This is a genomic window from Nostoc sp. DedQUE09, from assembly GCF_034530915.1.
Taxonomy (GTDB): domain Bacteria; phylum Cyanobacteriota; class Cyanobacteriia; order Cyanobacteriales; family Nostocaceae; genus Nostoc.
This window is the reverse complement of sequence record NZ_JAVRCE010000013.1, coordinates 16,274-28,593: the sequence shown is the minus strand read 5'-3', so window position 1 is coordinate 28,593 and position 12,320 is coordinate 16,274. Positions and strand designations below refer to the sequence as shown.

9 protein-coding genes are annotated in these 12,320 nt (G+C 42.8%); 6 read left to right on the top strand and 3 right to left on the bottom strand.

The genetic code is table 11. The features are described 5' to 3' along the window. The first annotated feature begins 3 nt into the window (after positions 1 to 3). From RMY27_RS10735 to tyrA, 6 genes are all read left to right on the top strand, one after another. Positions 4 to 1,791: a ScyA-related TPP-binding enzyme gene (locus RMY27_RS10735; RefSeq protein WP_322662991.1), complete on the top strand. Its 1,788-nt coding sequence runs from the start codon at positions 4 to 6 to the stop codon at positions 1,789 to 1,791. A 22-nt stretch (positions 1,792 to 1,813) separates the two neighbouring features. Continuing rightward, positions 1,814 to 2,932, top strand: a complete 1,119-nt coding sequence (locus tag RMY27_RS10730) for a 3-oxoacyl-ACP synthase III family protein (protein WP_322662990.1) — start codon at positions 1,814 to 1,816, stop codon at positions 2,930 to 2,932. A 172-nt stretch (positions 2,933 to 3,104) separates the two neighbouring features. Continuing rightward, positions 3,105 to 4,223 carry a Rieske 2Fe-2S domain-containing protein gene (locus RMY27_RS10725; protein WP_322662988.1) on the top strand — a complete coding sequence of 373 codons (1,119 nt, stop codon included), beginning with the start codon at positions 3,105 to 3,107 and terminating at the stop codon, positions 4,221 to 4,223. 276 nt (positions 4,224 to 4,499) lie between these two features. Beyond that, positions 4,500 to 5,516 carry a hypothetical protein gene (locus tag RMY27_RS10720; protein ID WP_322662986.1) on the top strand — a complete coding sequence of 339 codons (1,017 nt, stop codon included), beginning with the start codon at positions 4,500 to 4,502 and terminating at the stop codon, positions 5,514 to 5,516. 12 nt (positions 5,517 to 5,528) lie between these two features. Next, entirely contained in the window at positions 5,529 to 5,963 is a 435-nt protein-coding gene (aroH, locus tag RMY27_RS10715) for a chorismate mutase (RefSeq protein ID WP_322662984.1), read from the top strand. A gap of 35 nt (positions 5,964 to 5,998) precedes the next feature. Then, on the top strand, positions 5,999 to 7,135 hold the full coding sequence (gene tyrA, locus RMY27_RS10710) for a bifunctional chorismate mutase/prephenate dehydrogenase (RefSeq protein WP_322662982.1): 1,137 nt from the start codon (positions 5,999 to 6,001) through the stop codon (positions 7,133 to 7,135). 66 nt (positions 7,136 to 7,201) lie between these two features. On the opposite strand, the gene RMY27_RS10705 is transcribed toward tyrA, so the two are convergent. From RMY27_RS10705 to RMY27_RS10695, 3 genes are all read right to left on the bottom strand, one after another. Beyond that, the gene (locus RMY27_RS10705) at positions 7,202 to 8,941 is read right to left on the bottom strand and encodes an ATP-binding protein (protein ID WP_416212331.1); all 1,740 of its coding nucleotides are present in this window, start codon (positions 8,939 to 8,941) and stop codon (positions 7,202 to 7,204) included. Between the two features lie 87 nt (positions 8,942 to 9,028). Beyond that, positions 9,029 to 11,737, bottom strand: coding sequence for a PAS domain S-box protein (locus tag RMY27_RS10700; protein ID WP_322662978.1), 2,709 nt, complete (start codon positions 11,735 to 11,737; stop codon positions 9,029 to 9,031). A gap of 400 nt (positions 11,738 to 12,137) precedes the next feature. Beyond that, positions 12,138 to 12,320 (bottom strand): hypothetical protein, encoded by a 183-nt coding sequence (locus RMY27_RS10695; protein ID WP_322662976.1) that lies wholly within the window; start codon positions 12,318 to 12,320, stop codon positions 12,138 to 12,140.

The following is a 12,320-nucleotide window of genomic DNA, read 5'->3' as shown; positions in this document are numbered from 1 at the left end:
ATTATGAACACACAATCTCTAACACAAAAGAACAAAAAGGTGATTGTATCGCCTTCTCATACAGTTCCTTTACTACCATCTTTAAATAAACAGCCTAGTCAGTCAGAATTATCGCAGCAGACAGTTTCAGAAGCTGTGGTCAATATGTTAGAAAATTTGGGAGTACGTCACGCATTTGGTGTTTCTGGAGGCGGAATTGCACCGCTATGGACGACGCTCTCACGCAGCTCTATCCAAGTGCTTCACTTTCGTCATGAAGCGGGAGCAGCCTTTGCAGGCGTCGAGTCTTATTTTGCTAACAACTGTCCAATTGTTGTGTTCACCACAACTGGTCCAGGTCTGACTAATGCACTAACTGGGATGTTTGCAGCACGCTGGGAAGGTGCAAAGGTGATTTTCATCTCAGCTTCTACGCCAGCACCACAACGAGGACGCTGGGCTATCCAAGAAACCAGCGCCTATACAATGCCCATATCGGGTATTTTCACCTCAGGTTCACTGTTCCACTACGCTACCACCTTAGAAAACGACGCGGAACTACCAGAGATTGCTTGCAGGCTAGCTCAGGGTTTAGGAAAACCAGGAGGTTTTGTTGCCCATATTAGTATTCCAACAAGTATTCAGAGCAGTTTAAGTCAAGTACCGCTGTCACGAGTAGCGTTTTCTCAAAGTATTGCAACTGCCAGTGAAGAAGCGATCGCCGAATGTGTACAGTTACTGTCTGAAGGCCCGTTTGCAATTTGGGTTGGCTTTGGTGCTAGACATGCTGCTAAGGAAATCCGTGAGTTAGCCCAAATAACAGGAGCAGCAGTAATGTGTTCTCCTCGTGGTAAGGGCATTTTCCCAGAGGATCATTCCCAATTTTTGGGTGTTACAGGCTTTGCCGGACATCCATCTGTCTTGACATATATGCAGGAGCAACAACCCCTACGCGTGCTGGTGCTGGGAACACGTCTGAGTGAGTTCACTTCCTTCTGGCGTCCAGCGATGGTTCCTGCACGCGGATTTATTCATGTTGACATCGACCCAGAAGTACCTGGAGCCGCCTATCCATCTGCTGAGACTTTAGCTATCCAGTCTGATGTAGGCGCTTTTGTCAAGGCATTGCTAAAGCAGATGCCAGAACCACTTGATTTATCAACAAGTATCTTATTACCTCATCGAGAATGCATTACCATCGAACCTTCTACAGAAGGTGCAGTGCGACCTGAAGTATTGATGGAAGCAATTCAGAAGACGATCGTTGAACAGAGCGATGCCGTGGTGATGGCAGAATCGGGTAACTCCTTTGCTTGGGCAATTCACACCTTACGATTTATCCAACAAGGACGTTTCCGCATCAGTAATGGTTTCGGTGCGATGGGTCATCTAGTGACAGGCGTTGTTGGGTGTGCCTTTGGGCGAAATGGTAAAGCCGTGGCGATCGTTGGGGATGGTGCCATGCTGATGAATAGTGAAGTCAGCACCGCTGCAAAGTATCAAATTCGAGCCGTCTGGATTGTACTCAATGACGCTCGCTACAATATGTGCGATCAAGGAAATTCGGCACAGGGACTCAAAGGCGCGGATACAGAAATTCCCCGGACTGATTTCGTCAACCTTGCTAGAAGTATGGGAGCCGATGGCATTCGTGTTGAAAGAGAGTCCGACCTAGAAGCGGCATTAGAGAAGGCTCTAGCTTCACCTGCCCCATTTGTTGTTGACGTAATTATTGACCCAACCAGACCAGCACCAATCGGTGGTCGGATTCAGGGTTTAATTTCACAAAGAAGCAAAGAAGTAAAGAATTAACAAAATCAAAAGGATATTTGTCATGACCTTACCATCAGTAGGTATTCGTTCAATTGCAGTTAGCTTTCCCAGCATCATCCGTACCAACGATTATTATCGGGAGAATTACCCTGAATTGGTTGCTCGGGTTGAGCAAAAAACCTTATCTAGAGTGTTTTCACCAACTGAGTCCACTCCCCAAAACGATTTTGAACAAGAAATGATGCCCTATCTATCTGACCCCTTTCGCGGTAGTGTAGAGCGACGTGTGTTTGCGCCCGGTGAGAATGCGCTGACAATATCTTATAGTGCAGCTAAAGATGCCCTCAAAGCAGCAAAGCTTTCCTCAAAAGACATTGATTTGATGCTCGTTGCCACAATCTTTCCCGATCAAGTCGTACCTGGTAATGCTGCCTTCTTGGCTGCTGAACTTGGACTGCACGGTGCTGCATGGAACATTGATTCTACCTGTTCAAATGCCATAGCTGCACTCCAAACTGCCTCTGGGCTAGTGCGTGCAGGAGAATATCGAAATGTTTTAGTAGTTATCTGCACTAACTACTCTCCTTTTACTGACCAAAACGATACCCTAGCATTTTTATCAGGTGATGGGGCAGGAGCTTTTGTGGTGAGCGCACTAAAACCGAACCAGGGAGTTCTAGGCACAAAAATTATTAACACTGCTTCGACTTGTGGAACTTTCTTTAGTGAACTGACTACAGATGAACATGGAAACCCACGGATGTTTATCAGGGCAGCCAAAGGTACAGGACAGATACTTAGTGAGACTGCTGCCCAGTTTTTAAAGCAGTGCTGTTCAGGAGCTTTAGAAGCTGCTGGTGTCACCCTTGATGAGATTAGCTTTTTTGCTTTCAATACACCTACTGCTTGGTATGCAGACCTCTGCACCCGCGCATTGGGAATCGAAAAAGATCGGACAATCAACTTGCATGATCGTTATGCAAACATTGGGCCTATGCTCCCCCTCACTAATCTGTATCATGGTGTAGAAATGGGCAAGATTCGAGAAAACGATTTAGTTCTGGTTTACGCCATTGGTTCAGTATCTAACGCTGGGGCTAGTGTGATGCGTTGGGGTGATGTGGCAATAGGCCCTGCTCCTGCTCTCCCAGCCAGCCAGCTAGCGATGGCCAGAAAATAAAGTCTTAACTCTGCGTTAAGCCCTTGGAAGTCCCTGTAAGGGACTTCCAAATAAATAGACATCATTTTTTGATCTCAGGCAAAGAGAGAAATAACAATGCCTTCATGGTGTGGTCTAAACAAATCAAAGAAAGCACTGTAGTCAGAATGAATAACTAGCGAAGGAAATACAAATGACTAGCACAATTGAGAAAGTTAAACAGCCAAAGTCAACTCAACAAAAAACAGAAGAAAATCAAAAAGTAACGAATCTTGCTGCTAGTTGGTATGTTGCCATGCTCTCCAAAGAGTTAGGTAAAAAGCCAATCACGATTGAGATATTTGGTAAATCCCTGGTTGCTTGGCGAGATGAAAACGATCACCCAGTAATTATGGAACTTTATTGTTCACATTTGGGTGCAAGTTTGGCAATGGGTACGGTAGTAGACGGTTGTATTCAATGTCCTTTTCATCATTGGCGCTTTGATGGCTCAGGACAATGTGTTTCCGCACCCGCAGTAGACCGCATTCCGCCAACAGCTCGTCAGGGTACTTATCCAACAACAGAAAGATATGGTTATATCTGGGTGTGGTATGGCTCGGAAATTCCTTTGTTTCCTTTGCCCGAGTGTCCATCTGCCGAAAGCGGCAAGCATAACTATATGCCTTTGCGCTTTGTCTACAACACCAAAACCACGGTACGAATGTTGGTTGAAAACGCTTGTGACTACTATCATGTAATCACACTTCACGGTCAAAAAGTTTCTGGCTCTATTCAACTCTCCTTGTTTGATGATGAGCATACAGCACAACAGAAAGAAGCACCTATTAATCAAGAAGCCTGGGATGCCTTACAACAGGGGAAAGCGCCTGTTCCAGAAGAAGCCTGGTTTGGAGCCTTAATTCAATATCCACTCGCCAGCTATGTGGGACGACTAGGCCCAGTTGCTGAAGCTTTAGGGTTAGGTGCTAAAGCTTTTACAGCCCGCGTAGATTCTTGGTCTGGTGGAACTAGAGTAACCAATTATACGGATGCTGAGGAGAGGCTGACGGTACTGTTTAGCGCTACTCCAATTGCTGATAACAATACAACCGCGCATTTTTTGGTAATGGTTAGGAAAACTGGTAATTTCTGGCTGGATATGCTTTATTTACTACTTTTTAGCTGGCAAAGTAAAACTGCATTTGGTAAGGAGGACATCCCAATATTTAATAACTTGGACACAGATGCAGGCAAGGCTTACGTGAAGCACGATCGCGGAATATTAAAGTTTAGAGAATTTTATCAACGTTGGGTCAATAAGGTTGAGTAATGCGCCATAAAATCCAAGACTTGCACTGATAATTAGTTAAAAGTCTCAACAGTAGAAAACACCGTGATACAAAGAAGCTTGGATACTCTGAATTCAAACGAGATAGTTCTGTGCTGCCCTTTCAAATTCTGTATCTTTTATCTGTCTGATCTGTTTGCAAGTCTTCATACCGATTACCTATCAGATTGCATAGAACAAGGGGCTTAAGCTCCTTGTTTCACCAAACTTAATTTTGTGATTAACTTGAAATTAATTATTCATTTGCGGAATCTGTATATGATGAATTTACAAAACTTATCGTTAGCTCCTTTAGGGGCAGTATTTATTGCTTTGGGAACAGCAAATATAGCTTCAGCAGCAGTGTTTTATGGACAATCGCAATCATTGGGAAATGGAGCGATTCGTTCCTTTGTGACACTTGATGATACTAGTGGAAAACCTTTAGATATCGGTATAAGTTTCTTGAAGGCGGCTCTGGATTTACCTCCAGGATCTGGTAATCCGTACAATACCAATGAATATATTACAACTGAGCTTTCATTGCCATCTCAAGCTGCAAGTACACCCTTTAATAATTTTGAGGTTAACTATAGACCAAATGGTTTTCCTCCAGGTGGCCCAGTTACTCAGCCTCTCTTTGATCTTTACTTTTTCCAGATTAGCCCTGAAGAACGTGACTTAATATGTCCAAATCCAGACACAAGTAGCCCAATACCCAATTGTGTTGGTGAAGAAAGGGCAGTGGCGAGGAAAACACCAGTAGCAGGTACTCTTCCTGTGGGGGTGATACCACTTATAGAAGATACACCGGAAAGACCTGGAAGCCCGCTCAGAGCAGTTCCACGCTATGGAACGCGTTATTATGATGGCGACCTTGCGATTTCTGTATTCAACAATCCGCAGTCATTAACCTCTTTTTATGGCTATGGATTTTATGATGGTAAACCAAATTTCACAAATATCATCCTCGCTGAGGCTTTTCTTGAGAAGGAACCAAATGATAGTACTACCCAATTTAAACTACCCACCAAATATTTAAAAAGTGGATACTATCCGACTGCATATAACGTGAAATACGATCCAACTCTTCAAGAATACAGGTTGTCACTGACTGGTTTGACATATCGTTCTATCCCTGAGAGTTCTTATACAGTTGGTCTGTTAGGTTTGGGTGCTTTGGGTGCAGCTTCTAGATTACGACGCAAACGCTCATATCATAAAGGTATCAGGGGAAGTTTCAATGTATTACCAGCGATCGCAAAAACCTCCAAAAAAGCCAAGGCAAAAATTTAAATCGGTAAAAATATGAAGAAGCTTACATTTCCAAAACATACAGAGCAACAATTTGACATAGCAGCACCTTCACAATGGCGGATGCGGGGGCTGCGAGGGGCAACGACAGTAAGTCATAATTCAGTTGAAGCAATTACTGAGGCTGTAGATGAGTTATTAGACGCTTTAGAAGCAAACAATTCATTAGATTTTACCGAAATTGTCAGTGTCACCTTTTCTGCAACTTCTGACTTGGATGCGATATTTCCGGCAGCGGTGGCGCGTCGTCGTCCAGGGTGGAATGAAGTACCCTTGTTAGATGTGCAACAAATGCAAGTAGTCGGTAGTCTGGAACTTTGCATTCGCGTGTTAATTCACCTCAATACACCTTTACCCCAAAATAAATTACGCCATGTTTATTTGCGTCGTGCTGCTCAACTACGCCCGGATCTAGCTTTGTTGAGTTAGAAACTCGATTTTGATAAGTATATTAAAGAACTTTTATGTTCCAAGAGAATCTTCAAGAAATCGACCAGCAACTAATTAATTTACTAGGCAAAAGAATTGCTGTTTTGAAGAAATCAGAACCCATTTCTTTAGAAGCGCAAATTGCCAATTTTGCTTTTTCTCTTGCCCAAGCTGGTGTTACAGAGTCAATTTGGAAAAACATTGTGATGGGTTGTGTTGCAGCCGTTACTACTGCATCTTTACCTTCAGTGCAGATCAAACCTCGACGGGTAACTTTGATTGGTGGAGGCGGTATGATGGGGCGCTTCTTTGAGCAAAAGTTAACTGCTGCAAATCATTACGTTAACATTCTCGACCAAGATGACTGGGATCGAGCAGAGTTCCTTCTGGATGGGGCAGATTTGGTTTTAGTCTGCGTTCCAATTGAATACACAATCGAGGTGATTCGGAAATTAGCTAACTATCTTGCTCCAACTACTGCTTTGGCTGACATTGCTAGTATTAAAGCTCCCATATTACAAGCAATGCTTGAGTATCACAACGGGCCTGTCATGGGTTTACATCCAATGTTTGGTCAAGGAATTCAATCGTTCTTGTCTCAAAAAGTTGTGGTCTGTCCGGGTCGTGAAGAAAATGCTTTTCAATGGCTGCTCGATTTAATTGAAAATGAAGGCGGCAAACTGATTGTATGTACGCCAGAAGAACACGACCAGATGATGATGGCTGTTCAGGCAATCCGCAGCTTTAAAACCTTTGGTTTTTGTGTTTTTCTGGCAGAAGAAGAGATTAATATTCGTCGGAGCTTAGATTTTTCTAGCCCGATTTTCCGTTTGGAAATTGACATAGTTAGTCGCTTGTTTTCTCAGTCTGCACCTCTGATAGTAGATATCATGCTTGCTACACCAGAACGCCATGAAGCTATTTATAGACTGGCAAATACTTACAATCGTTTAGCACAATTAATTCTCCAGAACGATCGAGATACACTGATTCGGGAGTTCAAAGCGGCCTATAGTTTTTTAGGAGAAGAGATGAATGGTGCTGTAGAAGAAAGTAGTCATGTGATTAATGCTCTCAGCATATTTCTCACCGCTAGGGAAGTTGAACAAAAACATGGTTCTTATGTTGCTACTGGAGTAAAATCAGCAAGGAAACCTGAGAGGGTATTGTAAACTTGCTACGCTAACGGTACAGTGTGGGGTGCAATGATTGAGGGAACACAAATAATTACCCAACCATTACATAACTGGCAATGTAAACCAAAATGTTGCACCTGCATCCAATGCACTATTCACACCGATTTCGCCACCGTGAGCATGGATGATTTGCTTACACAGATATAAGCCCAATCCCAAACTTACAGAATTGCGGATATTTGCACCCCGAAAGTAAAGGTCAAAAAGCCGATCGCTTTGTTGTTGACTAATTCCCACGCCATTATCACTAACAGTACAATAAATCATCTCACCTTCATGGGTCGCGTTAATTGTCAAGAGCAAACCAGGTGCATTATGTTTCAGAGCATTGACGATTAAGTTAGAAAAAACTCGCCATAGTTGCGTGGGATCTGCATTAACTAATGGCAAATCTGCGGATACCAGATTTGTCAGCTTGGCTTGATTTTGCTCTAGCAATGGCTCTAAATCTGCGATCGCAGCTTCGACAACTGCCAGTAATTGTACGGCTTGACGTTGTAAAACAATACCTTGCACCTCACTAATATGAGTTTCCATCAACGAATTAATTAAGTTCAGTTGGCGATCGCTACTTTGAATCATCCGCTCTAAAATTGTGCGGGAAATCATAATATTTTCCTCTGAACCTGCCAGCAAATTCTTCAGCACCATTAAAGTACCCAGTACTGGATTGCGTAAGTCGTGGGAAACTGCATGAAAAAATACTCGTAGTTCTTGTTCGGTTTGCTTGCGCTGAGTAATGTCTTCAATCAAACCTTCGTAGTAAAGCAGTTTTCCCTGTTCGTTACGGACTTCGTAGGCTTTTTCTGAAATCCAGACAATACTCCCATCCCGGCGATAAATTTGGGACTCGAACTCGGAAACGCTGCCATACTTTTCCATCAGGCGCACAAATTCTGCTCGGCGGTTCGGATCAACATACAATTGTTCGATATCAGTGAAATTTGCAGTCACTTCGTCTACTAAGGAGTAGCCATAAATCCTCGCTAAAGCAGGATTTGCCGTAATGTAATGTCCATCGGGACTGCTTTGAAAAATTCCTTCAACGGCGTTTTCAAAAATGCTGCGATATTTAGCTTCGGCAACCTTGAGTTTTTGGTAGGCAGATTCTAGTTCTTGACGAGCGTAAAATTCAGAACGTTGCAGGCGATCATACAGATAAACACCGATGTCACATATAGTACAAAACCAGAAGATGTATAAAATGAACGTTACATTATATATTCCTGGGTGGTCGGGGATTGGTGTTTTTAGCCCAAGTACTGTATTCACACCAAAATAGTAAATCAGCACACTCACTTGAGTCAGCAAGTGAAGAATCCAGCAGACAGGCATCAACACAGCTTGGCTCAAGAACAACAGCGACCAGCCGATGGTATCGGGTAGTGCAAAACCTCTGATGCTTGCAAACAACTGCGACGCTAAACTAAGTGACCAAGAAGACCCTAAAAATAATAAATCTGGGCGATGACGACCTAATTTAGTTTTATGTAAAGCAAAGCAAATAATTATACTTGCAAGCATTGCAACATTAATTACCAGGCGTTGAGTTATAAGCACTTCTGGCAGCGGCTGCAACTCTGCAAAAGGAAAAAACAGTCCGTAAATGTCTCGCAAAGTAAAAGACAACAGACAGATCAGCGCCAGCCATAACCATAAACGTAATCTTTGCCACAAAAAGCGGTTACGCCAAACTCTGTAAAGAGTAATGATTTCATCTGTTGTTGGTGCAGAAAAGGTTTTTCTCCACCAGCTTTGCACTGTTGTCAATGGAGTGGCCATTAGCATCCGAGCAACTTTGCCCATACCTTGAGGGTGTTTCCTTTACTCAACATTGCCATAAATAACACCCTCTCATTTTTTGGTGATTTATGGGCGATTTGTTGCGGATGAAGTTGCCAAAGGTAGTGTAAACCAGAAAGTTAATCCACGCTTGCGGTTACTTATAACCCCGATTTCGCCGCCATGCGCCTTAATAACTTTTCGACAAAGATACATTTTTAAGCCAATGCTTGTAGAGCAACAGTCTTGAGGATCGCGGACATGGAGATCGAAGAGGCGATCGCACTCTACTTTACTCATTCCCACACCGTCATCTTGAATCTGAGTGCGAATCATTCCCCCTTCAACGGTGGCACTCAGGGTAAAATTTAATCCTGGTGGATTATTTTGCAAGCTATGTGCGATTAAATTTGCCACAACTTTCTGCAATCGAGTCCCATCTGCCATTACTAACGGTAAGTCTGCGGGAACCAAGTTTTTTAGAGTTGCTTGATTTTGTGTCAGTATGGGTTCCAACTGAGCGAATGTGCCTCCCAGTAGGGTGCTAAATTGCACAGGTTCGAGTTTGATCTCAAGACCCTGTTTTTCACAAGAATTAATTTCTAGCAATGAGTTAATCATCGTCAGCTGGCGATCGTTGCCCTGAATCATTCGCTCGATGATTGACCGAGATATTGGAATTGAAGATTGGGCACTTGTACTGAGCGTAGTGGAAGTATTGGGAATGGGGTATGGGGCATGGGAAAGAGGCAGAGGGGCAGAGGGGATGGGGGGCAGAGGGGAAAGACTTGCTGTAATTGCTCCCCTGCTCCCCTGCTCCCCTGCCCCCCGGTCACTGAGCGCAGCCTCTCGTAAAGAAGTGCTGCTCTCCACTCCCTGATTTAACAAATTCTTTAACACCATCAAGTTACCCATCACGGAAGTTCGTAAATCGTGGGCAACTGTATGTAAAACAACATCTTTGACACGATGCAATTTTTCAACTTCTTGCATTTTCTGCTGCAACTGTGCTGTCCGTTCTTGGACTTGGTGTTCTAAATTAGTGTTGAGTTCTGCTAGCTTTTGGCATATCTGGCTTTGTTGAATCGCGATCGCTAGCTGTTCTGACATCTGCTGTAATAAATCAATTTCTATTGGCTGCCAATGACGCGACCCTGAGCATTGATTGGCAATTAGCGCCCCAAATAATTCGTCACCTAGCATAATTGGTACAGCCAAGCTAGCTTTCGTTTGGAATTTTTGACAGTGTGCTTTTACTTTGGGAGATGCTGATATTTGCGTTACGTCTTCAACGACACGCACAAGATTATCTTTTAATAAGTTTCTTAATTCTTGTAGATAAGCTTCATCATTAGTAGACCAACCTGAGACTGATGGATATTTGGGATCTACTGATTCGGCAAGAGTTCTAACTCCTAAATTGGCATTATTTAAACCAATGAAAACTCGATCTGCTTGTAGAAATTGCCTGACTTCCCTCACGGTGGTTTGCAGAATTTCCTCTAAGTTAAGCGAAGACCGAATTCGCACTAGAGTTTCTGCCAACAAGCGATCGCGTTGGGCACAAAAGCGTAATTGTGCTTCTACTTGTTTGCGTTCTGTAATGTCGTGATGGACTGCTAAAATGGCAGGAATACCATTCAAATCGATGACTTCGGCTGAAAGCAGCGTTGTAATTATCTCGCCAGATTTTTGCCGAAAATCAATTTCTAAGTTACGAGCAACTCCCGTGCTTTGCAACTCTTGCACTAAGTTTAAGCGATCGCGATCGTTTACCCAAAGATTTAACTCAAAAGAAGTTTTACCAATTGCCTCATCTCGCCCATAACCGGAAAGATTCACAAAACTGTCATTAACTTCGATAAAGCGTCCTTCTTGCAGCGTGCTAATGGTAATTGAATCGGGGCTGCAACTAAAAGCTTTAGCAAATTTTTGGGCAAGATTTTGTAAGGCGACTTCCCCTTGTTTGCGATCTGTGATATCTCGGACAATTGCTAGTACCTCATCTGTGCCACTAACTACCAACCTCGCCTCATAATTTCTGATTCCCAAATGCGTTGTTAGTTGATATTCACAAGTTTGCAAAATCCCAGAATCTAAAGTTTTAGCGATCGCTATTTGGCTAATGGCTGCAACATCACTCGGCAATAACTCTTGCAGATTTTTTCCAACTATTTCTGCTCTCGAAAGAGTGATATTTGCTCCTTCACTTTTCAAATCTAGATACTTGCCATCACGGCTGATGCGAAACATCAAATCGGGGATAGCATCCAAAATTGCTTTATACCGTGCCTCACTCTCTTGCAATTTTTCTTGGGCTTGTTTTCGGTCTGTAATATCTATAACTAAGCCATGCCAAAGAAAATCGCCATCTTCTTGTAATTCGGGTTGCGAAGTACCTTGAATCCATTTCAGTTTGCCACTAGGCGTAACGATCCGACCTTCCCAATGCCAAGGTGTAAGAGTAGTACGACAAACAGCAATAGATTCTGTAAAAGCTTTTATATCCTGTGGATGAATCAGTTTATATAACACCTGAAAGTCTGCCTGTACAGCTTCTGGTTCTAATTCATACAAATATTTACAACTAGAACTAATATAAGGGATAAATATAGAACCATCCTGCCGTTGCAGAATTTGGAAAACCATCCCCGGTAAATTGGCAGCAATTGTTTCCACCAGAGGGATCTTCTCTGGTAGAAAATCTGGTTTCTGCCGTGATTTTACAATTTCATCCACTCTTAGACCCTTTGATATATAAGCAATTGGCATAATATTCAAGGTAATCATAGCCATTGTGAAAGTTTTTTAGCTGTCAACGAGATCACTAACAGCAAAAAAGTGGCTCTACTTTCAGAGTAGTTCTGGATGCTGCGATCGCATTCACCCAATCGGGTGAACCATTTGTCAAAGAGCGAATCAGTTTAGGAGTGCTGAGTCACCTTGAGGCAAAGGTTTCAATCATTTTCTGAATACTAAGTACAGTTTTGCATAAATTCGTAGCTTTTTTAAACGCAAAGGAATGCAAAGATAATTTAAAGATGTAGCACTGCTACCTCTATGGATAATAGACCTCTTGCAAAAATATATTTTTGCACTCTTAGGGAAAAGGAAAAAGGTTAAAGGGAAAGGATTTTGAGTTTCTTTACCCTTTTCCCCTGCCCCTTTACCCCGACTTTTGCAAGAAGTCTAATAATTAATTTTTGGGCGTTCCTGAATCAAGGGATGATTCTTGTAGGGTGGGCGACACGAGCGCCCTGAAATACAAAGGACGGGCAAGATGCCCATCCCACAAAACTAGCAAAATCATCCCGCAAATATGTAACGCCAATTTTTGGAAATGTCTAATAGATTCTGATTCATAGGTTTCTTCCCTCAT

Coding starts and splice junctions, on each gene's coding strand:
- RMY27_RS10735 (WP_322662991.1), top strand. CDS start 4: ATGAACACACAATCTCTAACACAAAAGAACAAAAAGGTGATTGTATCG.
- RMY27_RS10730 (WP_322662990.1), top strand. CDS start 1,814: ATGACCTTACCATCAGTAGGTATTCGTTCAATTGCAGTTAGCTTTCCC.
- RMY27_RS10725 (WP_322662988.1), top strand. CDS start 3,105: ATGACTAGCACAATTGAGAAAGTTAAACAGCCAAAGTCAACTCAACAA.
- RMY27_RS10720 (WP_322662986.1), top strand. CDS start 4,500: ATGATGAATTTACAAAACTTATCGTTAGCTCCTTTAGGGGCAGTATTT.
- aroH (WP_322662984.1), top strand. CDS start 5,529: ATGAAGAAGCTTACATTTCCAAAACATACAGAGCAACAATTTGACATA.
- tyrA (WP_322662982.1), top strand. CDS start 5,999: ATGTTCCAAGAGAATCTTCAAGAAATCGACCAGCAACTAATTAATTTA.
- RMY27_RS10705 (WP_416212331.1), bottom strand. CDS start 8,941: ATGGCCACTCCATTGACAACAGTGCAAAGCTGGTGGAGAAAAACCTTT.
- RMY27_RS10700 (WP_322662978.1), bottom strand. CDS start 11,737: ATGGCTATGATTACCTTGAATATTATGCCAATTGCTTATATATCAAAG.
- RMY27_RS10695 (WP_322662976.1), bottom strand. CDS start 12,320: ATGAGGGAAGAAACCTATGAATCAGAATCTATTAGACATTTCCAAAAA.